This window comes from Burkholderia sp. YHN3-13 (assembly GCF_055810675.1).
Map to the genome: position 1 here is coordinate 584,709 of NZ_JBVVNQ010000001.1, position 22,679 is coordinate 607,387.

At 66.8% G+C, this 22,679-nt stretch carries 21 protein-coding genes and 1 pseudogene; 12 read left to right on the top strand and 10 right to left on the bottom strand.

Annotated features, from left to right (window positions below):
* Positions 1–21: 21 nt before the first annotated feature.
* Entirely contained in the window at positions 22–1,248 is a 1,227-nt protein-coding gene (locus AC0KUR_RS02545) for a M24 family metallopeptidase (RefSeq protein WP_034185622.1), read from the top strand.
* 45 nt (positions 1,249–1,293) lie between these two features.
* On the opposite strand, the gene AC0KUR_RS02550 is transcribed toward AC0KUR_RS02545, so the two are convergent.
* The 4 genes from AC0KUR_RS02550 to AC0KUR_RS02565 form a co-directional block, all read right to left on the bottom strand.
* Positions 1,294–2,061 carry an ABC transporter ATP-binding protein gene (locus AC0KUR_RS02550; protein WP_034185621.1) on the bottom strand — a complete coding sequence of 256 codons (768 nt, stop codon included), beginning with the start codon at positions 2,059–2,061 and terminating at the stop codon, positions 1,294–1,296.
* Positions 2,062–2,094: 33 nt separating this feature from the next.
* The gene (locus AC0KUR_RS02555; protein ID WP_034185620.1) at positions 2,095–2,808 is read right to left on the bottom strand and encodes an ABC transporter permease; all 714 of its coding nucleotides are present in this window, start codon (positions 2,806–2,808) and stop codon (positions 2,095–2,097) included.
* A complete protein-coding gene (locus tag AC0KUR_RS02560) occupies positions 2,805–3,494 on the bottom strand; it encodes an ABC transporter permease (RefSeq protein ID WP_034185619.1) in 690 nt (229 codons plus the stop codon). Before AC0KUR_RS02560 ends, AC0KUR_RS02555 begins: the two co-directional genes overlap by 4 nt.
* A gap of 173 nt (positions 3,495–3,667) precedes the next feature.
* A complete protein-coding gene (locus tag AC0KUR_RS02565; protein WP_034185618.1) occupies positions 3,668–4,441 on the bottom strand; it encodes an ABC transporter substrate-binding protein in 774 nt (257 codons plus the stop codon).
* Between the two features lie 550 nt (positions 4,442–4,991).
* On the opposite strand from AC0KUR_RS02565, the gene AC0KUR_RS02570 reads away from it, so the two are divergent.
* The 3 genes from AC0KUR_RS02570 (at position 4,992) to hutC (ending at position 7,444) form a co-directional block, all read left to right on the top strand.
* On the top strand, positions 4,992–5,306 hold the full coding sequence (locus tag AC0KUR_RS02570) for a hypothetical protein (RefSeq protein WP_080287695.1): 315 nt from the start codon (positions 4,992–4,994) through the stop codon (positions 5,304–5,306).
* A gap of 132 nt (positions 5,307–5,438) precedes the next feature.
* Positions 5,439–6,566 carry a porin gene (locus AC0KUR_RS02575; RefSeq protein ID WP_059558519.1) on the top strand — a complete coding sequence of 376 codons (1,128 nt, stop codon included), beginning with the start codon at positions 5,439–5,441 and terminating at the stop codon, positions 6,564–6,566.
* Between the two features lie 182 nt (positions 6,567–6,748).
* Positions 6,749–7,444 carry a histidine utilization repressor gene (gene hutC, locus AC0KUR_RS02580; protein WP_059558691.1) on the top strand — a complete coding sequence of 232 codons (696 nt, stop codon included), beginning with the start codon at positions 6,749–6,751 and terminating at the stop codon, positions 7,442–7,444.
* A 53-nt stretch (positions 7,445–7,497) separates the two neighbouring features.
* Here the strand turns inward: hutC and AC0KUR_RS02585 are convergent, their stop codons facing one another.
* Positions 7,498–8,739, bottom strand: coding sequence for a glycosyltransferase (locus AC0KUR_RS02585; RefSeq protein ID WP_473375300.1), 1,242 nt, complete (start codon positions 8,737–8,739; stop codon positions 7,498–7,500).
* Between the two features lie 93 nt (positions 8,740–8,832).
* On the opposite strand from AC0KUR_RS02585, the gene AC0KUR_RS02590 reads away from it, so the two are divergent.
* Together AC0KUR_RS02590 and AC0KUR_RS02595 are read left to right on the top strand one after the other, a co-directional pair.
* Complete coding sequence (locus AC0KUR_RS02590; protein ID WP_473375301.1) at positions 8,833–9,453, top strand: TetR/AcrR family transcriptional regulator; 621 nt, start codon at positions 8,833–8,835, stop codon at positions 9,451–9,453.
* 192 nt (positions 9,454–9,645) lie between these two features.
* Positions 9,646–9,999 carry a hypothetical protein gene (locus AC0KUR_RS02595; protein WP_034185614.1) on the top strand — a complete coding sequence of 118 codons (354 nt, stop codon included), beginning with the start codon at positions 9,646–9,648 and terminating at the stop codon, positions 9,997–9,999.
* 37 nt (positions 10,000–10,036) lie between these two features.
* Here the strand turns inward: AC0KUR_RS02595 and AC0KUR_RS02600 are convergent, their stop codons facing one another.
* The 4 genes from AC0KUR_RS02600 to AC0KUR_RS02615 all read right to left on the bottom strand — a co-directional run bounded on the left by AC0KUR_RS02600 (position 10,037) and on the right by AC0KUR_RS02615 (position 14,077).
* On the bottom strand, positions 10,037–10,834 hold the full coding sequence (locus tag AC0KUR_RS02600) for an alpha/beta fold hydrolase (RefSeq protein WP_473375302.1): 798 nt from the start codon (positions 10,832–10,834) through the stop codon (positions 10,037–10,039).
* Between the two features lie 109 nt (positions 10,835–10,943).
* Positions 10,944–11,861 carry a LysR family transcriptional regulator gene (locus AC0KUR_RS02605; RefSeq protein WP_021157347.1) on the bottom strand — a complete coding sequence of 306 codons (918 nt, stop codon included), beginning with the start codon at positions 11,859–11,861 and terminating at the stop codon, positions 10,944–10,946.
* A gap of 171 nt (positions 11,862–12,032) precedes the next feature.
* Positions 12,033–12,278, bottom strand: a complete 246-nt coding sequence (locus tag AC0KUR_RS02610) for a DUF3717 domain-containing protein (protein ID WP_031399027.1) — start codon at positions 12,276–12,278, stop codon at positions 12,033–12,035.
* A gap of 263 nt (positions 12,279–12,541) precedes the next feature.
* Entirely contained in the window at positions 12,542–14,077 is a 1,536-nt protein-coding gene (locus tag AC0KUR_RS02615) for an amino acid permease (RefSeq protein ID WP_059558530.1), read from the bottom strand.
* Positions 14,078–14,664: 587 nt separating this feature from the next.
* Here AC0KUR_RS02615 and AC0KUR_RS02620 point away from each other — a divergent pair.
* The 6 genes and pseudogenes from AC0KUR_RS02620 to AC0KUR_RS02645 form a co-directional block, all read left to right on the top strand.
* Positions 14,665–16,197 (top strand): sensor domain-containing diguanylate cyclase, encoded by a 1,533-nt coding sequence (locus AC0KUR_RS02620; protein WP_059558532.1) that lies wholly within the window; start codon positions 14,665–14,667, stop codon positions 16,195–16,197.
* Positions 16,198–16,326: 129 nt separating this feature from the next.
* Complete coding sequence (locus AC0KUR_RS02625; RefSeq protein WP_473375303.1) at positions 16,327–17,397, top strand: FUSC family protein; 1,071 nt, start codon at positions 16,327–16,329, stop codon at positions 17,395–17,397.
* 330 nt (positions 17,398–17,727) lie between these two features.
* On the top strand, positions 17,728–19,062 hold the full coding sequence (argG, locus tag AC0KUR_RS02630; protein ID WP_034185610.1) for an argininosuccinate synthase: 1,335 nt from the start codon (positions 17,728–17,730) through the stop codon (positions 19,060–19,062).
* 210 nt (positions 19,063–19,272) lie between these two features.
* Positions 19,273–19,770 (top strand): nucleoside/nucleotide kinase family protein, encoded by a 498-nt coding sequence (locus AC0KUR_RS02635; RefSeq protein WP_034185609.1) that lies wholly within the window; start codon positions 19,273–19,275, stop codon positions 19,768–19,770.
* A gap of 363 nt (positions 19,771–20,133) precedes the next feature.
* Positions 20,134–20,928 carry a polysaccharide lyase family 7 protein gene (locus AC0KUR_RS02640; protein ID WP_083286471.1) on the top strand — a complete coding sequence of 265 codons (795 nt, stop codon included), beginning with the start codon at positions 20,134–20,136 and terminating at the stop codon, positions 20,926–20,928.
* Between the two features lie 91 nt (positions 20,929–21,019).
* A pseudogene (locus tag AC0KUR_RS02645) lies at positions 21,020–21,515 on the top strand (LysR substrate-binding domain-containing protein); the annotation flags it as partial.
* Positions 21,516–21,542: 27 nt separating this feature from the next.
* Here the strand turns inward: AC0KUR_RS02645 and AC0KUR_RS02650 are convergent.
* On the bottom strand, positions 21,543–22,592 hold the full coding sequence (locus tag AC0KUR_RS02650; RefSeq protein WP_473375304.1) for a LysR family transcriptional regulator: 1,050 nt from the start codon (positions 22,590–22,592) through the stop codon (positions 21,543–21,545).
* Positions 22,593–22,679 lie beyond the last annotated feature (87 nt).

Genomic DNA, 22,679 nt, shown 5'->3' on the forward strand with positions numbered 1-22,679 from the left:
TATAACGTTACCTCTGCCATCATGACGATGCTTCGACCGACTCACCGCCCGGAAGATTGCGAGCCTACCGCCGACGAAATCGCCCAGATCCAGCGCGACCGGCTTGCCGCGGTTCGCCGCGAACTGAAGAAACGCGACCTGACCGCCGCTATCCTGTTCGACCCTACCCACATGCGATACGCCACCGGCTCTCGCAACATGCAGGTGTATTCGATGCGCAATCCCGCACGCTATCTGTTCGTGCCGGCCGAGGGAAAAGTCGTGCTGTTCGAATACGCGGGATGCGAATTCCTGGCCGACGGACTCGATACCGTGGATGAAGTCCGGCCCGCGACCGCGATTTCGTACTACTTTTGTGACGACATGCTGCGTCAGATCACGGAGCGCTGGGCGGACGAGATTGACGATCTGGTTCGCTCGTGCGGTGGCGGCAAGCGGATCGCGATCGAAAGTGCGACATCGGCGGCCGCATTTGCGTTGCAAGCGCGCGGCTATGAGATTTCGGACGCCCAGGAGCCGCTCGAACGCGCCCGTGCAATCAAGGTGCCGAACGAGATCAAGATGATCCGCGCGTCACTGCGCGCGGCGGAAGCGGGTGTGCGCAAGCTCGAGGCCGCCCTCGTGCCCGGCATCAGCGAGAACGAGCTGTGGTCGTACCTGCATCAGCATGTGATCGAGACCGACGGTGACTATGTCGAGACCCGCTTGATAAGCTCGGGCCCGCGCACGAATCCATGGTTCCAGGAAAGCAGCCCACGCAAGATCCAGGCGGGAGAACTGGTCGGGCTCGATACCGACGTGGTGGGCCGCTTCGGCTACTACGCGGATTTCTCGCGCACTTTTCTTTGCGGCGACGGTCCCGCGTCCGCCGCGCAAAAGACGCTGTACCGCCTCGCCTATGAGCAGATCCACACGAACATGGAGAACGTAAGGGCCGGCACCACGTTCCAGGAATTCATCGCGAAGGCGTGGCAGATCCCGCAGCCGTATCGCGCACGCCGCTATTTCGCGCTGGCCCACGGCGTCGGGATGACAGGCGAATACCCGTATATCTGTCATCGCGAGGACAACGATGCAAAGGGCTACGACGGCGTGATCGAACCCGGCATGACGCTGTGCATCGAGAGCTACATCGGCCACGAGGACGGAGGCGAAGGCGTGAAGCTCGAGGAACAGGTCTACGTCCGCGACGACGGCCAGCTCGAACTGCTGTCCGACTACCCGTTCGAGCGCCGCCTGCTCGCCTGAACGCCGCGCGAGACCGATCCCACGGGGCCTTTATGAAGCCGTCTCCTACTTCAACCGCCCCGACAGAAACTGCCCGAGCCGCTCGCTCTTCGGATTCACGAGAATCTCCTGCGGATCGCCTTCCTCCTCGATCTTCCCCTGATGCAGGAAGATCACGTGATTCGACACGTTGCGCGCGAAGCCCATCTCGTGCGTGACGACGACCATCGTGCGGCCTTCCTCGGCGAGCTTCTGCATCACCTTCAGCACTTCGCCCACCAGTTCGGGATCGAGCGCCGACGTCGGTTCGTCGAACAGCATCACCTCCGGCTCCATCGCGAGCGCACGCGCGATCGCGACGCGCTGCTGCTGGCCGCCCGACAGGTGCGACGGATACATGCCCTCGACGCGCGGCGCGAGCCCGACCTTCTCCAGATACGTGCGCGCGCGTGCGATCGCTTCGTCCTTGCCGATCCCGAGCACGGCCATCGGCGCCTCGATCACGTTCTCGAGCACCGTCATGTGCGCCCACAGGTTGAAGTGCTGGAACACCATCGACAGCTTCGTGCGCATCCGTTGCAGCTGCTTCTGGTCGGCCACGCGCAGCGCGCCGTTGCGGTCGCGGGTGGTCTGGATCGGCTCGCTGCCGATCGTGATCTGCCCCGAGCACGGCTGCTCGAGGAAGTTGATGCAGCGCAGGAACGTGCTCTTGCCGGAGCCGCTCGAACCGATGATGCTGATCACGTCGCCGGCCTTCGCCTTCATCGACACGCCCTTCAACACCTCGTTGTCGCCGAATTTCTTGTGCAGGTTGTCAACGGTAAGCTTGTACATGCTGGGTCCTTCGTTGCGAATCGTGCGGATGCGTTAATGGCTGCGCGGCGCGAGGTACGCGAGCCAGCGCGTCTCGAGCTTGCGGAACGCCCAGATGAGCGTGAACACGACGGCGGCGTACAGCACGGCAGCGATGCCGTAGGCCTGGAACGACATGTAAGTCGCCGAATTGACGTCGCGCGTGACCTTCAGGATGTCGGGCACGGTGGCGGTGAACGCGAGTGTCGTCGCGTGCAGCATCAGGATCACTTCGTTGCTGTAGCTCGGCAGCGAGCGGCGCAGCGCGGACGGCAGGATGATGCGCGTATACAGCTTGAAGCGCGACATCCCGTAGGCCATCCCGGCCTCGATCTCGCCGGCCGAGGTCGCCTTGATCGCGCCCGCGAAGATCTCCGTCGCATACGCGCATTCGTTCAGCACGAACGCGAGCAGCGTGCAGTTCATCGCGTTGCGGAAGAACGTGTCGAGCAGCACGTGGTCGTGCACGACCTGCAGGCTGTAGATGCCCGTGTAGCACATCAGCAACTGCACGTAGAGCGGCGTGCCGCGGAACACGTACGTGTAGAGCCAGACGGGGCCCGAGATCCAGCGGTTCGACGACGCACGCGCGATCGCGAGCGGCACGGCGAGCGCGAAACCGAGCGCGATCGACACGACCAGCAGCCACAGCGTGATCGCGAGGCCGCTGAAGCGGTAGCCGTCGGAATAGAGATAGCTTTGCCAGTACTGGCTGACGAGTTCGATCACAGTGCGAGCCTCCGGACACCGACGGAATAACGCTTCTCGAGGTGATGCAGCACGACGTTCGACACCGTCGTGATCGCGAGGTAGATCGCGCCCGCAGCCAGCGTGAAGAAGAAGAAATCGAGCGTGCTCTTGCCCGCGTCCTGCGACGCCTTCACGACGTCGGCCAGGCCGATGATCGACACGAGCGCGGTCGCCTTGACGAGCACCTGCCAGTTGTTGCCGATGCCGGGCAGCGCGAAGCGCATCATTTGCGGAAACAGGATGCGATGGAACACGCGCCAGCCGCTCATCCCGTACGCGAAGCCGGCTTCGAGCTGGCCGCGCGGCACCGCGAGGAACGCGCCGCGAAACGTCTCGGTGAAGTACGCGCCGTAGATGAAGCCGAGCGTGATGACGCCCGCCACGAACGGGTCGATGTCGATCTGGTCCCAGCCAAGCATGTCGGTGAAGTTGTTCAGCAGGATCTGGATCCCGTAGAACAGCAGCAGCATCAGCACGAGGTCCGGCACCGCGCGGATCAGCGTCGTGTAGAAGGTGCCGATCGACTTGAGCATGCGGTTCGTCGACAGTTTCGCGCTCGCGCCGATGAGGCCCAGCACGAGCGACGCGGCGAGCGACAGCACCGCGAGCTTCACGGTCTCGACCGTGCCGGCCCACAGCAGCGGGCCAAATCCTTGGAAGATCATATGTGGGGTCCAGAGCGAGGTGGCTGGATTGTCAATAGCCATTAGCCGTGCATCAAACGATATCTGCGCACAACCTGATGCACGCTGCTCATCAAGTCGGACGCATCGCGTGAAGCGGGTTGCACCCGGTCACTAACGCGGCGCGCCACAACCGATGCGCGCCGCATGGACGTTCAGCCGCCGTAGACGTCGAACGCGAAGTACTTCTTCTCGAGCTTCCTGTACGTGCCGTCCTTGATGATGTCGGCGATCGCATGGTCGATCTTCGCCTTCAGGTCGGCGTCGTCCTTGCGCAGGCCGATGCCGGCGCCGTTGCCGAGCGTCTTCGGATCGTCGATGTCCTTGCCGGCGAATGCGAAGTTCGCGCCGCGCGGCGTCTTCAGGAAGCCGATGTCCGCCTGCACCGCGTCCTGCAGCGCCGCGTCGAGACGGCCCGACATCAGGTCCTGGTACACGCCGTCCTGGTTCTGGTACGGCACGACCTGCACGCCCTTCGGTGCCCAGTAGGCCTTCGCATAGGTTTCCTGGATCGTGCCCTGCTCGACGCCGACCGACTTGCCCTTCAGCGATTCGGCCGTCGGCTGCAGATTCGCGCCCTTCCTCGCGACGAGGCGCGTCGGCGTGTTGAACAGCTTGTCGGAGAACGCGATCTGCTCGGCGCGCGCCGGCGTCATCGACATCGACGACAGCACGCCGTCGAACTTCTTCGCCTTCAGCGCCGGGATCATCCCGTCGAAGTCGTTCTCGATCCATACGCATTTCGCCTTCAGGCGGGCGCAGATCTCGTTGCCGAGATCGACGTCGAAGCCGACGACCTTGCCGCTTGCATCCTTCGATTCGAACGGCGGGTAGCTGGCGTCGACGCCGAACCGGATCGTCGACCAATCCTTGGCGTGAGCACCGACCGCGATGCAGGCAAGGGCAATACTGAGCGCGAGTTTCTTCATCGTGTTCCTGTCAAAGGCGAACTGGGCCGGGTTCCGGCCGGACTGCCCGCCGCGAACCCTTCCAACCCGGATATCGCCCCTTCCGGCGACGCTCCAAGTTGTACATACAACTTTGCCTTTTTCGGGAGGGTGCCAGCAATCCGTGTTTATCTCTAATTGTCGGCCGATTATGGTCGTGGTCCGGAATTTTCCTTAACTTTCAATTAATTAACGATTACACGATGTTGAATGAAGGCTTTCTCGCGGCAGACTGCTCCAGCCTGGAGCCGCGCGAAACCTGTCTAGACCTCGTGCCACATGCCGTCCGCTTCCCAACCCGACCAGCCGGTAACCGGACAGCAGCTCCGTCAACGGGTGCCACGGCCGAGGGCGGGGCGCGTCGACGCATTGCGGGAATCAATCCGGGGCCGGCCAATGCCGTTTTTATGCGTTCTTTTCAGGCCCGGCGCGAGTCTATACACCGTATCGTCACCGCGATTCCTAGAATGGGCGTCATGTCAAAGACGAGATCGCCACGCTGCACGGCACGAGGCGACCCGGGGATGCATGCATGAAACCGACCAGAACCGAATCCGCCGCTTCACACGATCTGCTGCCCGTGCGTTCGCGGCGCACGTGTCCCGACGACGACCTCGTGCTGCTGTCGATCCGCGTCGAATCGGACAACCTCGCGGCCGTGCGGCGCCGGCTGCATCGGGCCGTCGGCGCCGCGCTCAATTTCTATACGGCCGTGATCGACCGCCGCACCGGGCGCGCGTGCATCGAGTTCGAAGTCGCGCGATCGCAGGCGTCGCCGGCCATCCTGTCGATCCTGCGCGAACTGCCGGCCGCCGAGTTCGGCACGATCCGCCTGTTGCAGCACTAACCGGCGTTCGCCGCCGCGCGTGACTCGCGTCACGCGCTCCCCCTTTCATCGATTCGAACGCGCGGATCCGCACGGACCCGCGCGGCGAATCGTCGTTCCCGTCTCGACGGGCCTTTCCAGGAAGCACACTCAATGAAAAAAGCAGTCGTCGGCACCCTCTCCCTCGCGTTCTTCGGCGCCGCGGCGCATGCGCAAGGCAGCGTCACGCTCTACGGGATGCTGGATGCCGGTATCGCCTATACGAACAACCAGTCGGGCAAAAGCGCGTGGCAGCAAGGCAGCGGCCTGCTGTCGAACACGGTCTTCGGCCTGAGCGGCAACGAGGATCTCGGCGGCGGCCTGCATGCGCTGTTCCGCCTCGAGAACGGCTTCAACCTGAACAACGGCACGCAGTCCTACAAGAACACGATGTTCGGGCGCCGCGCGTACGTCGGCCTGCAGAGCGACCGATACGGCGCGCTGACGCTCGGCCGCCAGTACGACGCCGTGGTCGACTATCTCGGCCCGCTCGCGATGGCCAACAACGGCGACGGCAACAACCTCGCGTCGCACCCGTTCGACAACGACAACATCGACGATTCGTTCTACATCGACAACGCGGTGAAATACACGAGCCCGACGCTCGCGGGCTGGCAGTTCGGCGGCCTGTACGGGTTCAGCAACGCGGCCGGCGGCTTCGCGAACAACCGCGCGTACAGCGCGGGCGTGTCGTATGCGAACGGGCCGGTCAGCCTCGGCGCCGCTTACCTGCAGCTCGATCGCGGCGGGCTGACGGCGAGCGGCGCGCTGTCGACCAACGACGGCGCGAACTTCCCGGCCGTGCGCCAGCGCGTGATGGGCGCCGGCGGCAGCTACGCGTTCGACCGGCTGACGGTTGGCGCGCTGTGGACGCATTCGATGTTCGACGAAACGGCCGCGTCGTCGCTGCCCGGTGCACTGAATGCGCTGCGGTTCGACAACTACGAGGTCAACGCGCGTTATACGCTGACGCCGGCCGTCTCGCTCGCGGGCGCCTATACGTTCACCGACGGCCGCTACGACGACGCGGCCGGCAGCCACCGGCCGAAATGGCAGCAGGTGACGCTGATGGCCGATTACGCGCTGAGCAAGCGCACCGACGTGTATGCGGAAACCGTGTACCAGCACCAGTTCGGCGTGCCGTCGGGCGCGACGCTCGGGTTCGCGAACGTGACGGGGCTCGCGGCATCGTCGACGAATACGCAGGTCGTCGCGACGGTCGGCATCCGGCATCGGTTCTGACCGCGCGCCGGCTGTCGCGGGCCGGCCGCTCTGTGCAATCCCGCATGGACGCGCGCCGGCCGAACAGGGATCATTCGGGGCATCCGGGCCGGCGCGTCCGCGAAACCGGTACACTCGGCGCCGGGCGCGCGCCGGATCGGCATTCGGCGGCGGGCCGCTGCCGACTCTGGAATCGTGATCCCATGACCACACCGATCTATCAGGAAATCAAGGACTTCATCCTCGCGCGCATCCATGCCGGCGAATGGGCGGAAGGCGACCAGGTGCCGTCGGAGAACGAGCTTGCGCGCGAATTCAACGTCGCGCGGATGACCGTCAACCGCGCGCTGCGCGAGCTGACGGCCGAGCAGGTGCTCACGCGCACGCGCGGCTCCGGCACGTATGTCGCGTCACCGAAATACGAATCGACGCTCGTCGCGATCCGCAGCATCTCGGACGAAGTCGCCGCGCGCGGCCACGGTTATCGCGCGCAGGTGCTGCAGGTCGGCGCGGCCGTCGCCGACGCGAAGCTCGCCGACGAACTGCAGCTCGATACCGGCCGCCCGATCTTTCATTCGCGCGTGCTGCATTTCGAGAACGACACGCCCGTGCAGCTCGAGGAACGCTGGGTCAATCCGGCCTGCGCGCCCGAATACGCGCTGCAGGACTTCACGGCGACGACGCCGAACCAGTACCTGACGCGCGTCGCGCCGCTGCAGCGCGTCGAGTACCGGATCGAGGCCGCGATGCCCGATGCCGAAACGCGCCGCCACCTGACGATGGACGACCGCGAACCATGCCTGATGCTGCATCGGCGCACGTGGTCGCAGGGATTGGTCGCGTCGGTCGCCAATCTGTGGCACCCGGGCAGCCGTTACCGGTTCACCGGGCATTTCTGATACCGGTGCGCGGGCTCACCGCGCACCGGCACGCCTGATACCGGTGCGCGGGCTCACCGCGCACCGGCACGCGCCCATCGTTCGATCGCGCTGACGGCCAGCGCCAGACCGTCCTCTTGCGCGATGCGCGTGCCAAGCTCCGTTGCGCGCGCCTGCGTCTCGCTCCGTTCGGCGAACGCAATGGCCCGCGCCAGCGCGGCGGCATCCACGCGCCGTCCCGCCACGGGCGCATCGGCCACGCCGAGCCGCTGCAACCGGTTCGCCCAGAAGAACTGATCGCCCGCAAACGGCACGACGACCGACGGAATGCCGACCCGTGCGGCCGAATGCGTGGTGCCCGACCCGCCATGATGAATCGCCATCGATACGCGCGGAAACAGCCAGTCGTGCGGCGTGTCGCCGATCACGCGAACGTGTGCCGGCAGCATCGACGCCTCGATGCCGCTCCAGCCCGGATAGAACAGCGCGCGCCGGCCCGCGAGCGCACGGGTCAGCGCGTCGGCCATGGCGGCCCGGTCGAAGCCGGCCATGCTGCCGAAGCCGATGTACACGGGCGGATCGCCCGATTCGAGAAACGCCGACAGATCGCACGGCGGCGCCCATGCACGCCCGTCGACCCGCCATTGCCCGCATGCCCGCACATTCGGCGGCCAGTCGGCCGGGCCTGACAGCAGCGCCGGCGACACGCCATACAGCATCGGATGATCGGTCCACACATGCTTGCGCGGCGGCAACCCGCACACGCCGGCGCGTGCCGCGTTCGTCGAGTTCCGGAACGCCTGCCACAACAGCGCATTCACGAACCGATGGCTCGCACGATTCAGCCAGCCCGGCACCTTCCCCGGCGGCAGGAACGGCGACGCGAATCCGGCGGTCGGCGTGATCGGGATCATGCCGGTGCCGATCGCCGGCACGCGGCGATATTCGGCGACCGACAGCCCGACGAACGACGCAAGCCCCGACACGAGGAGCGCGTCGCAGCCGTCCGATGCATCCGCGACTTCGCGCATCCACGCGGCCGTATTCGCATTCGCGATTGCCGCGAGCGCCTTCGACGTGTCGTGGAAGCCGCCGCGCCCGCGCACCGCGTCGGCCAGCGCGCCTTGCGGCCCGATCGCGCGGCGGATCTCGCCGGACAACGGCGCCGACGGCACGCCGAGCGCCGCGGCCGCCCCGAGTGTCGCGGCGTCCGCGAGCAACCGGACATCGTGGCCGGCGTCCATCAGCGCGCGGCCAAGCGCCGCGAGCGGGCGCGTATCGCCTTCGGTGCCATAGGTGGCGATGACGAGCTTCATGCACGACTCCTTGCACGGCGGAAACGGGGTGGATTCACAAAAATGCACGTCGTATACTAATGTAATTCGTGCATTTTCAGCCAATCCCCCGCCATGCCGATTCAGACCGACGATCCGGGCCGCCGCGCACGCAAGCGCATCCATATGCTCGCGCATCTCGCCGCCACCGCCGCGCGCCTGTTCGACGCGCACGGCTACGAGGCCGTCACGATGGAGCAGATCGCCGCCGAGGCCGATGTCGCGAAGCGCACGCTTTACAACCACTTTCCGACGAAGGAAGCCGTGCTCGCGCACTGGCTCGAAGGCGAACTCGCGCGCGATCTCGCGCCTCTTCAGCGCGACGTCGCGCGGCGCAGGACCTTCGCATCGCGCATCGGTTGCGTGCTCGACGCGTCGGCCGCGTGGTGCGAGCGGCATCCCGCGTACCTGCTCGCGTATCTGCGGCACCGGCTCCTGAGCATCGGTGCGGCCGAACCGGAAAGCGCGGGACAAAATGGCAGCGACATCGCGCGGGTGTGGCAGCAACTGATCGTCGCCGCGCAGCAGGCCGGCGAACTGAACGGCACGCTGCGGGCCGATCAGCTCGCGACGTGGTTCCATCACCTGTATCTCGCGGCGATGCTGCGCTGGCTGACCGTGCCGGGGTTGTCGCTGAAACGGGAGTTTCAGTCGGTCGCGAAGCTGTTCATCGAAGGAGCGGAAGCAAAACGCTGACGGGCCGCGGCCGACCCGCGTCGTGCGATGTACACACCTTTTTGCGGCGAACACACGCACCGCATGCCAAATTTCCCGCGCGGCAGTATGCTGATGTCGTACGGCAGCGCACTGTGCATAGGGCAATCCCGTAGTCTGCCTGGACTCGCGCCGCCGTCGCGACCGCAATCATGCGTTGCAAGGAGGGTTGTGATGGCTACCACGCATCAGCACTTCCACCTCGAACTACGGCACGCCACCGCGCCGACCTACTTCATCAGTTACCTGTTCCCTGCGTTGCTGTTCGCGTACGAACTGCTGCGCGTCGGCCAGTGGATTCGCGATCACGGGATGCACTTCGCCGCGTTCAAGCAGATGGGCTACGAGTACCTGCTGATGCTGCTGTTCGTCGGGCTGCAGATCGCCGTCGAGGCGATCTTCCTGCTCGGCGCCGCGATGCGCCGCGACAATCGCGACTTCGAGCACCGGCTGCCGAACGTGATCCTCGGGATCGGCTGCTCGATCGCGCTGCTCGCGATCGATCTCGCGATCCAGTTGTCGTTCTGACGTCCGGCGGGCACCCGCCCGCCGGGGGCGGGCGTGCTCAGGCGCCCGCGTCGCGCAGAAGCGTCGCGACGGCGGCCAGCACGTCGTCCGGCCGCTCGCGGTGCGGCATGTGCCCGCATCGAGCGAGCAACAGGAACGACGACGGCCCCGCGACGCGCGCGGCGATCCGCTTCGGATGCACGTCGGAGCCGTATTCGTCGTCCTCGCCGTGAATCGCGAGCGTCGCGCATCGCACGCGCGGCAGTTCGTCGTCGAGACGCCAGTCGCGAAACGCCGGCGACAGCCACGTGTCGACCCACGCGCGCAGCACCCATTCGGCCTTGTCGCCGTGATAGCGCGCGAGCCGGTCGAGCTGCCCCGGTTCGTCGAACTGCCGCGCCGCCTCGCGAATGCCGGCCAGCGTGCGATCCTCGACGAACGCCTGCGCGGCGACCGTCACGAGCGCACGGCAACACTCCGGATGCGCGGCCGCACAGCCCACCGCCATCCCGCCGCCGACGCTGTGCCCGAACGCGACGAACGCATCGACACCCAGTTGCGCGAGCACCGCGGGGAACGCATGGTCGGCCTCGTCGCGCACGAATGTCGTGCCGAGCGCCCCCGGATGGCGATCCGAGCGGCCGAACCCGAGGCGGTCGTAGGCGATCACGTCGCGTTGCGTCGCGCGGGCGAGCTGTGCGGGGAAATCGCGCCACAGATCGACGCAGCCGAGCGAATCGTGCAGCAGCACGATCGGCGCGGACGCGTCGTGCGCTGCACGCGCACGCCAGCGTTTCGCGAAGAGACGCCCTTGCGGCGTCCCGACGGTCGTCTCCTCGGTCACGATATCGGTCATGGGTCGGTCGTCTGCGTGAAAGCGGCCGCACACCGGCGGCCGCATCGAATCGGGTCATGGTGGCCTGCCGGCGCGCACCGCGTCAAGCAAGCCCCTACCGCCCGCGCGCTCATTCGGGCTGCGGCGGCAGGTACTCCATCTGCGCTTCGTCGTACAGCCGGTAGATCAGTGCCTGCATCGCGCGGATGTCCTCCGATTCGTCGAGCATCCGCATGCTCATGATGATCGGCGACACGAGGTTCGGATCGTCGAGCGGCTTGTAGCTGATGTCGTCGCGCTTCAGCCCGTACACGCTGTGCGGCACGACCGACACGCCCTCGCCCATCGCGACGAGGCCGAGCGCGATCTGCAGCTCGCGCGTCTCGTAGATCTTGCGCGGCTGCAAGGCGCGATCGTGGAAGGCCGCGAGCACCTGGTCCGCATAACTCGGGCGCGGCGCCTTCGGGAAGATGATCAGCGTGTCGTTCACGAGATCGTGCAGCGACAGCACGGGCTTCGCGCTGTCGAGCACATGGCCGACCGGCAGCGCGACGATCATCCGCTCCTCGCGCAGCACGACGCGCCGCACGCTCGGATCCTCGTGGCGGATGCGGCCGAACCCGACGTCGATGCGCCCTTCCTTCAGCGCCTTGATCTGGTCCATCGTCGACATCTCGTGCAGGCTCAGCTCGACCGCCGGATACTCGCTGCGAAAGCGCCGGATGATCTTCGGCAGCATCCCGTACAACGTCGAGCCGACGAAGCCGACCGACATGCTGCGCTCGATCTTGCCGACCCGCTTCGTCATCGATTCGAGCTCGGTCGTCTGCGCGAGCAACTGCACCGCGTGCGAATAGAAGAAGCGCCCCGCGTCGGTCAGCTTCAGCGGCCGCGCGTTGCGCTCGAACAGCGGCACGCCGAGCGCCTCCTCGAGCTGCTGGATCTGCCGGCTCAGCGGCGGCTGCGCGATGTGCAGCCGTTCCGCCGCCCGCGTGAAATTCCGCTCTTCGGCCACCGCGACGAAGTAGCGGAGATGTCTCAACTCCATGTTGATGTCTCCCGGACAGCCATCCGGCGCACACCCCGGCCAGACGATGTCGTCACGATACCGCAGGCGGCGCCCGCCGCCACGCGCCGCACCGCGCAAAGCAAAACGGGAAGCCCGCGGGCTTCCCGTCGTTTCATCGCGGTGGCATCGCGATGACGTCGCGACCGCGCATCACACCTCGGTCGCGTAGAGCGCGTCGCGCTGCGCGTCGCTCAGCGTGTCGAGCGGCACGTCCGGCAACCGATAGCAGATCATCGTGCCGTACAGCTCGGCGAGGCAGTTGCTGCCGGCGTCCAGCGCGTAGCCGTCCTCGCCGTCCGGCGCCGGCGGGTACACTTCGCGCCACGCGTTGATCGCGGCTTCGATTCGCACGATGGAAACGGGTCCGGCCTTCCGCTCGGCGGGTGATGCGCTCATGGATTCCTCTGGGTTGCGCGCTCCGCGGGCCAGGCGGCCCGGATGGAACGATGAAAACGCCGGGCATCTCGCCGGCCGCCGCGCGCCGCGCACGCCGGATGCCGATCCGCGCCGCGCGTGTCGCGCCGGCCGGGCCGTGGCCCGGTAGGGTCGGGCAATATAACCGGCTTTGACCCCGTGCAGGCGAAAGCCGGGCAAAAAAAACGGGAAGCGCGCGGCTTCCCGTTTCAACGTCCGTCGCGCGGCCGCCTGCCGCGCCCGCGTCAGCCCGCGGTTTCGCGGTTCGCCACCGGCTGGCGCTGCGCGCCGCGGTTCGCGGCGATCCACGGCGCGATCTCCATGTCTTCGTAGCGCACGAAGCGGCTCTTCTTCAGGAACCGGTAGCCGAGCCACACGATGAGGAACAGCGGAATGCCGACGTAGGTCGCGGCGACGCCGGCCCAGTCGATCCGGTTCGCGAGGAACGCCTGGTAATCCTGGCCGAGCGCGATCACGAGGCACAGCACGAACGCGAACAGCGGGCCGAACGGGAACCACTTCGACTGGTACGGCAGCTGGTCGAGCACATAACCCTGCTTCACGTAGCCCTTGCGGAAGCGGTAATGGCTGACCGCGATGCCGAGCCACGCGATGAAGCCCGTCATCCCCGACGTGTTCAGCAGCCACAGGTACACGGTCTTGTCGCCGTACAGCGACGTGAAGAAACACAGCGCGCCGACGGCGGTCGTCGCATACAGCGCGTTGCGCGGCACGCCGCCCCGCGACAGCTTCGCGAAGATCTTCGGCGCGCGGCCTTCGGTCGCGAGGGTGTAGAGCATGCGCGTCGACGCGTACATGCCCGAGTTGCCGGCCGACAGCACGGCCGTCAGGATCACCGCGTTCATCACGCCGGCCGCGAACGCGAGGCCCGCGTGGCGGAACACGAGCGTAAACGGGCTCACGCCGATGTCGGTCACGTCCGTCTTCAGCAGGTTCGGGTCGGTGTAGGGAATCAGCACGCCGATCACGAAGATCGCGAACACGTAGAACAGCAGGATCCGCCAGAACACCTGGCGCACCGCGCGCGGGATCGTCGTGCGCGGGTTCTCCGATTCGCCGGCCGCGACGCCGATCAGCTCGGTGCCCTGGAACGAGAAGCCCGCGATCATCGCGACGCCCATCAACGCCGGCAGCCCGCCCGCGAACGGCGCGTCGCCGATCGTCAGATTGCCCCAGCCGTTGCCCGGCGCGCCCTTCAGAATGCCGAAGATCATCAGCAGCCCGACGCCGATGAACGCGACCACGGTGACGACCTTGATCAGCGCGAACCAGTATTCGGCTTCGCCGAAACCGCGCACGGTGAGCGCGTTGAGCAGGAACATCACGCCGAGGAAGGCCGCGCTCCACCACACGCCCGGCACGTCCGGAAACCAGTAGTGCATCACGAGCTGCGCGGCGACGAGTTCGACCGCGATCGTCACGGCCCAGTTGTACCAGTAGTTCCAGCCGAGCGCGAAGCCGAAGCCTTCGTCCACGTATTTCGCGCCGTAGGTCGCGAACGAACCCGACACCGGCATGAACGCGGCCATCTCGCCGAGGCTCGTCATCAGGAAGTACACCATCAGGCCGATCAGCATGTACGCGACCATCGCGCCGCCGGGGCCGGCCTGCGAGATCGACGCGCCGGACGCGACGAACAGGCCCGTGCCGATCGAGCCGCCGATGGCGATCATCGTCAGGTGGCGCGCCTTCAGCGCGCGATGAAGCTTGGGTGGGTTCGCGGACGAACCGGGTGGGTCGGAATTCGGAATTGCGGACATAAACGAGACGAACGTTGAGCGGGCCGGCATCCGTAGCCGGCGCATGCGGAACCGGAGCGCGGTGCGCGTCCGGCGATGCATTCGATGCGGCCCCGATACGCGTTGCGCGGCGGGCGCCTGCGGCGAAGCGCGGATTCTACCTGATTCGCCAACGGGACCGGTCGGCCCGGCACGCTTGCCAGCGCGGGGAAATGTCGCGCCATCGGGGCGTTGGCTGCGTCGGCGCGGTCGCAACCGCATGCCGCCCCAAAAACCCACGCGTTACTCGTGGTTATCCGGTTTTTCATTCCGGCCCGAAAGCAGCCAATCCTGTCGCGATCCGCCAAATACCGCGCCGACGCGCAAAATCGACACTTCTTCACTCCATTAATCAGACAAAATGACCTGGTCTGATAATTGATTCAAATCAACCTGCCCGCGCGCGATGCGGTAATGGCGCGTAACGGTTTCGAATTGCCGTTTCCGCATGCATGTTTTGCATGCGCACGCGAAAATCATGATTTCGCGAGATAATGCGGATTAATTCGAAATAATCCGCGCGCGGAACCGCCAGTCACGCGAATATCCGCCGCCCGCCACGCCCGAGGATGAAGTCACTCCCGCTGCCCGCCACGCTGCGCCGCCACACCGCGTCGATCGTGGCACGCGTTCTGTCGCCCCGCGGCGTGCTCGTTGCGGGCATCTTGCTGCTGATGTTCAGTTGGGGACTTTCCACGTCGCTATTAATCGAGGCAAGGCGCGACGCGTATGACCATGCGGTCGAAAATGCGCGCAACCTGATGCTGCTGATCGAGCGCGATATCGCGCGCAATATCGAACTCTACGATTTGTCGCTGCAAAACGTCGTCGACGGCGTCACCGATCCCGAGCTGATGACATTGCCGCCGCGCCAGCGCCACCGGCTGCTGTTCGACCGCGCGGCAACCGGCGAGTATCTCGGCTCGATTTTCGTGATGGATCCGCACGGCAATATCATGATCGATTCGAGTGCGTCGCCTGCCCGGCAAGGCAATTTCGCCGACCGCGACTATTTCGCCGTGCATCGCGACGGGCTCGCCCGCGGCCTCTACATCAGCCGCCCGTACGCTTCCCGGCTGCGCGGCGGCGCACTGACGATCGCGCTCAGCCGCCGGATCACCCTGCCCGACGGCAGTTTCGGCGGCATCGTCGTCGGCACGCTCAGCATCGACTACTTCCGGGCGCTGCTCGACGGCCTCGCGGTCGGCCGGCACGGCAGCGCGGCGATCGTCGAGGACAACGGCACGCTCGTATCGCGCCTGCCGTACGACACCCGCGTGGTCGGCCTCGACCTGCACGACTCGCCGCTGTTCATCGAGTCGCAGCGCAGCCGCATCGGCGAGCTGACCGGCATCGGCGCGATCGACGGCGTCCGGCGCATCTACGTCTACAAGCATCTCGCCGGCCTGCCGCTGATCGTCGACGTCGCACCGGCCGAGCTCGACATCTACGCGTCGTGGCACTACCGCGCGGTCTGGACCGTCGTGCTGATGTGCCTGTTCACCGGATTCATCGCGTGGGGATCGCTCGCGCTGTCGCGCGAACTGAAGCGCCGGCAGGTCGCCGAATCGAAGCTGTACCGGCTCGCGCACACCGATTCGCTGACGGGCCTCGACAACCGCGGCACGTTCGACACGGTGCTCGCGAAAGAAGCGCAGCGCGCGGCACGCAACGGCCGGCCGCTGTCCGTGCTGTTCGTCGACGTCGATCACTTCAAGGCATTCAACGACTACTACGGCCACCCGGCCGGCGACGACGTGCTGCGCCGCGTCGCGCAATCCGCGTCGGGCTGCCTGCGCCGCAACAGCGACCATGTCGCGCGCTACGGCGGCGAGGAATTCGTCGTCACGCTGCCGGACACCGACGCGCAAGGCGCGGCCACCGTCGCCGAAGCCATCCGGTACGCGATCGCGGAGCTCGGCATCGAGCACGTGAAGAGCCCGTACGGGCGCGTCACGGCCAGCATCGGCACCGCGACCACCGCCGACGGCCGGATGAACGCCGCGACGCTGCTGCGTCGCGCCGACGAGGCGCTGTACCGCGCGAAGTCCGGCGGCCGCAACCGCGTGTTGGAAGCGCTGCCGACTCCGGCCGACGCGTGACGTCGCGTGCCGCCCGGCCGCGCCGTGGACAGCCCGCGCGCGTTCGGTTAGCGTGACGTCTGCTGCGCCAGCGGCGTCGCGCCTGCCCGCGCACGCCGCCGTGCGCGTTCCGGCCACCTCCGTTTCGTCATGACCACCCCGCTCCCTACCCGACTGCCGCCCCTGCTGCGCAATGCGCTCCGCCCGCTGCTCGACCCGTATCGCCGCTACCGGCACGCGAAGCTGATCCATGCGGCGCGCGTCGCGCTCGCGATTCTCGTGTCGATCGCGCTGTCCACCGGCCTGAACGTGCCGCACGGCGAGTGGTCGACGATCACCGTGCTGATCGTCGTCGGCGGGCTGCAGCATCACGGCAACATCCGCAAGAAAGCGGCCGAGCGCGCGCTCGGCACGTCGATCGGCGCGCTCGCGGGGCTCGGGCTGATCGTGCTGTATTCCGTCTTGCATGCGCCCGTCGCGATCTACCTGCTGATGGCCGTCGCATGCGGCATCTGCGCGTATCACGCGATCGGCAAGGCCGGCTACATCGCGCTGCTGTCGGCGATCACGATGGTGATCGTCGCCGGGCACGGCGACAACGAGATCGTCGACGGCCTGTGGCGCGCGGTGAACGTGCTGACCGGCATCGCGATCGCGCTGGCGTTCTCGTTCGCGCTGCCGCTCTACGCCACCTATTCGTGGCGCTACAAGCTCGCCGACGCGCTGCGCGCGTGCGCGGCCGTGCATGCCCGGCTCGCGGGCGACCGCCAGGTCAGCGACGACGCGCACCTGAAGGAAATGGCCGCGCTGAGCGCGCTGCTCGTGCAGCTGCGTTCGCTGATGCCGTCGGTGTCGAAGGAATGCGAGACGTCGATGGCGCAGCTCGAGGCGATCCAGCGCAGTCTGCGCCTGTGCATCGGCTACCTGGAGATCCTGTCGAGCGCGGTGCCGGCCCGCGACGACGTGGCGGCCCGCGAATACATGCGCGTCGAGATGAAGGCCGTGAACCGGCGCATCCGCGACACGCTGGTCGGCGCCAGCCGCGCGCTCAAGTTCGGCACGCCGAGCCGGCTTGCGCCGCGCCGCCGGCCGGCCGACCCGCCGCACGACGTGCCGCCGCCGCAGCTGTCCGGCTATGTGTCGATCACGGCCAAGCTGGCCGGCGAAGTCGACCAGTTGCGCGAGAAGCTGCTGGATACCGCGCAGTCGTGGAATATCTGAGGTTCCCGACGGATTCCGGGTGTCGGGCGGCAGTCTTTCATAATCCTTTCGGAATAATCGACCGGCATTTCCATAACGGCTGCCGCATGTTTCGGTCGATCCGGCCCCGCAAATCGGCCCCGCGACCGGACCCGGCACCGACGGTTTCAGCCGCGATTTCGCGCCTTTCGGCCTCGCGTTCTCCGTCCGGTTAACCGGCCGTCCGGCCCGCCCGACGGGCCGGACGACGATTCCGCACGAAAATCAGCCCTTGCCCCAACTTCCCGGACAGCCGATACTCGCATATTCCGCGAAATACGATCCCACCGGCTTCAATCCACGGTAATTCCTATGAGCACGATTCTCGAAAGCCTCCCGACCGGCCAGAAGGTCGGTATCGCCTTCTCCGGCGGCCTGGACACCAGCGCTGCGCTGCACTGGATGAAACTGAAGGGCGCCGTCCCGTACGCATACACGGCGAACCTCGGCCAGCCCGACGAAGACGATTACGACGCGATCCCGAAACGCGCGATCGAATACGGCGCAGCCGGCGCCCGCCTGATCGACTGCCGTGCGCAGCTCGTCGCCGAAGGCATCGCGGCGCTGCAAAGCGGCGCGTTCCACATCACGACGGCCGGCGTCACCTACTTCAACACGACGCCGATCGGCCGCGCCGTGACGGGCACGATGCTCGTCGCCGCGATGAAGGAAGACGGCGTCAACATCTGGGGCGACGGCAGCACGTACAAGGGCAACGACATCGAGCGCTTCTACCGCTACGGCCTGCTCGTGAACCCGGATCTGAAGATCTACAAGCCGTGGCTCGACCAGACCTTCATCGACGAGCTCGGCGGCCGTGCCGAAATGTCCGAGTTCATGAACCAGGCGGGTTTCGCGTACAAGATGTCGGCCGAGAAGGCGTATTCGACCGACTCGAACCTGCTCGGCGCGACGCACGAAGCGAAGGATCTGGAAAGCCTCGAAAGCGGCATCAAGATCGTGAACCCGATCATGGGCGTCGCGTTCTGGCGCGACGACGTGAAGATCGCCGCGGAAGAAGTGACGGTGCGCTTCGAAGCCGGCCAGCCGGTCGCGCTGAACGGCGTCGAGTTCAAGGATCAGGTCGAGCTGCTGCTGGAAGCGAACCGCATCGGCGGCCGCCACGGCCTCGGCATGAGCGACCAGATCGAGAACCGGATCATCGAGGCGAAGAGCCGCGGCATCTACGAAGCCCCGGGCCTCGCGCTGCTGTACATCGCGTACGAGCGCCTCGTTACCGGCATCCACAACGAAGACACGATCGAGCAGTACCGCGAGAACGGCCGCCGCCTCGGCCGCCTGCTGTACCAGGGCCGCTGGTTCGACCCGCAGGCGATCATGCTGCGCGAAACCGCGCAACGCTGGGTCGCACGCGCGATCACCGGCGAAGTGAAGATCGAACTGCGCCGCGGCAACGACTACTCGATCCTGAGCACGAAGTCGCCGAACCTCACGTACCAGCCGGAACGCCTGTCGATGGAGAAGGTTGCATCGACGTTCTCGCCGCGCGACCGGATCGGCCAGCTGACGATGCGCAACCTCGACATCACCGATACGCGCGACAAGCTGCGCGTGTATGCGCAAGTCGGCCTGCTGACGCCGGGCGAAGCGTCGGCACTGCCGCAGATCAAGGGCGACGACAAGTAAGCCGTCTCGCTCGACGCCGTGCCGCATCGCTGCATGCGGCACGGTCGGGCAGGCTGCATGTGCGACGCCTCGTCGCGCACGCAGCCTGCCGCTCCCCTCCCGGCCTGTCCGCTCCCCCCCCTTCGCATTGCACCACGCGACGCCCTCACGGCACCGCGCCGCCGCGCCCGTCATGGCAAGCTGCGAGTCATCCGCTTCCTGCCTCGACCCATGACCGCCCTTACCGTCATCCACCTGAACGGCCCGATCAACAGCGGCAAGACGACGATCGGCCTCGCGCTCGCACGCGTGCTGCCCGATGCGTGCTTCATCGACGGCGACGATCACGATGCGCCCGACGACGCGCCGTTGGACGTGCAGTGGGCACTCGCGCTCGAACGTCTCGTCGCGCAGATCGCGGCCGCGCGCGAACGCCATCTGGTCATCGCCTATCCGATCGGCGAAGCGGAACACGCGCGGCTGCGCGCCGCCTGCGATGCGCGTGATGCACGGTTGTTCGTCGTCACGCTCGCACCGCCCGAAGCGATCGCGGCGTCGAATCGCGGCACGCGCGCGCTGACGGACTGGGAGCGCAGCCGGATCGCCGAGATGTATCGCGAAGGCTATGCGTCGCGGCCGTTCAGCCAGATGGTGCTGGACACGGCCGGTACGACGCCCGATGCATGTGCGGCGCGCATCGCGCGGCACGTCGCTACCGTGGCGTCGTAACGCCCATGCCAGCACGCACGCCGCGGTACCGAAACCCGAATGATGCTCGCCGCGGCTCGACGTCACGTGGCGTTGCCATACCCGCATAGGAAAACGTTTACTCTTCCAGGGCTTCTTGCTAGCATCGTCTCCGATCGGCCGACAAGCGTCATCCGGAAAGCCGATCGCAAGCATCGTGAATATCAGTAGTCCCCGCTTTATAGTCTGGTTTCTGCAGTCGCTTTCGAACCGCACCTGCTTTCTGTGTTTTGGCGTGCTTTCTACAGGCTGTCGACCGCCTTCCCGGCGATCTCATGCCAAAAAAGGAAAACGTTATCCACGACGTGGCACCCAGCCACGGACCATCAGAGAGAGAGAGACATCATGAAGAACCGGATCATCCCGTGCGTCGCCGCCATGCTGTCCGTTGCGTTCCTTTCCGCCTGCGGCGGTGACGACCCGGCCAGCCCGGCCGCCGCCGCGCGCCAGCAGGCCACCGTCATGGCGCTCAGTCCGTTGAATCCGCCCGGCTCGAACTTCAACCTCGCACCGTTCACGCTGCAGTTGCCGACCGGCGCGCCCGGCAAGGTCGATACCGTGAGCGGTTCGTCGCTCGCGGGCGGCTACGTGAACCCGACGTATTTCTATACGGACGGCAGCGACGGCTCGATGGTGATGATGGACCCGACGCAGGGCTGGACGACGTCCGGCTCGCTGCATCCGCGCACCGAGCTGCGCGAGAACGCGATCTGGCCGACCTCCGGCACCAACCGGCTGAACGCGACAGTGACCGTCACGCAGGTGCCCGATCACACGACGATCGGCCAGATCTTCCAGGGCACCGGCCCGAGCAAGCCGCTGTGCGAGCTGCAGTTCACGTCCGGCGGGGTCGTCCAGTTGCTGCTCGAAAGCACCAACCAGGGCGGCAAGTCGACGACCACGCCGATCACGACGGTCGGCGTCGGCAAGAAGTTCAGTTATGCGCTGAGCCTGAGCGGCACGACGATCACCGTCACCGCGAACGGCACGACCAGGACCTTCACGATGGATTCGAGCTTCGACGGCGAAAGCTTCTACTTCAAGGCCGGCGACTACGACCAGACGGCCGTGTCCGGTACGCCGCTGACGACGCCCGGCACCGTCGTGAAGTTCCATGCGTTGACGCTCACGCACAGCTGAAGCCGGTCGCCCGTGACGACGCATGAGGCCGGACGGATGCGCGATGCGCATCCGTCCGCCGTTTCGGCGCACCTCGCGCTTACGAGTGGTGCCGCTCACTGACGACTCATTCGACGTATGCATCCGCTTCGGCGAGCCGCCCGACACGCGCGTCGTCGCGCGACGGCTCGCATCGAACCGCCGGCTTCTGTGCGCATCTCGCGCGGCACGACGCCCGGCACGCCGCACGACCTCACGCGGCACACCTGCATCGGCATCCGGCAAGGCGACGAAGAGTACGGCGCCTGACGAACGGACACGGCGCGACACGCCACACGGAAACCGTTCGGATCAACGGCAACCGGACGACGAACGACGGCAAGATCGCGGTGAAGTGGGCGCTCGACGGACACGGAATTCTGATGCGCGCGGAACGGGACCTGCGCGACTACCTCGCGGACGGGCGTCTCGCCGTCGTGCTGCCCGATCACGAAATGCCGAGCGCCGATATCTACGCGGTGTATGCGCAGCGTCACCAGACGTCCGCGCGGATTCGCGCGTTCGTGGATTTTCTGGCGGAAGAGCTGGAGCGGTCGAGAGGCGGATAACGCGCCGGAAGCCGATCCGCCGGCCACTCAGCTCGCGGCGACCAGCGCGGCGTGTTCAAGATCGATGCCGGTCGTTGCCGGCGCCGCGCGCACGCTGCTCGCAACAGGCTCACGCGTCACAGCTGCCTCTCGCGCCCGCCACCCTGCCGCCCCCGCCGCCGCCAGCCCTTCATGCTCGTGCGCGGCCTGCACGAAACGCTCGGCGATCCAGTCGACGAACGCGCGCACGCCGGGCGACACATGCGGGCGCTTCACGTAGACCGCCGACACGGCGGCCGGCTCGGGTTGCCAGCACGGCAGCACTTCCCGCAGCCGGCCCGCGTCGATCAGCGGCTGCGCGGCGATGCGCGTCGGCTGGATCAGCCCGAGGCCGTGCACGCCGCAGGCCAGGTACGCCTGCTCGTCGTCCACGCTGACGATGCTGTCGAGCCGGACCTTGCGCACGCCGTCGTCCGCGACGAAATCGAGTTCGGCCGAGCGCTGGCCGGGTACCCGCGCGCCGCTGACCGCGCGGTGCGCCGTGAGCGCGTCGAGCGTGCGCGGAACGCCGAAGCGGTCGAGATACGCCGGGCTCGCGCACGTCACGCGTTCGAGCGTGCCGAGCCGGCGCGCGACGAGCGACGAATCGGGCAGCGCGCCCAGCCGGATGCCGCAGTCGACCGTGTCGGCGTCGCGATCGCCCGCGCGCCCGGCCACGCCCAGCATCAGCACGAGATCGGGATGCCGGGCGTGAAACGCGTCGAGCGCCGGCAGCACGATCGCACCGGCCACCGACGCCGGCACCTCGACGCGCAGCGGCCCGCCCGGATGCCGCGCGGCGCCGCGCATGCTGGCTTCGAGCTCGTCGACGTCCGCCGTGATGCTCACGCAGCGCCGGTAATACGCGTCGCCTTCGGACGTCGTCCGCAGCGCGCGCGTCGTGCGCACCAGCAGCGGCGTGCCGAGCGCCGCCTCGAGCTCCTGCATGGTCCGCGTCGCGGTGGCGCGCGAAATGCCGAGCGCCTGCGCCGCGCGTGTAAAGCTGTTCATTTCGACGATGCGCGTGAAGATGCGCATCGCGCGGATCGGATTGTCCACCGGTCACCCCTGCGTGGTTGCGACAGGCCGCGGCGCGCGTGCGCGCACCGTACACGGTTGTCGATGTCGACGAAAGCCGCGCGGCGC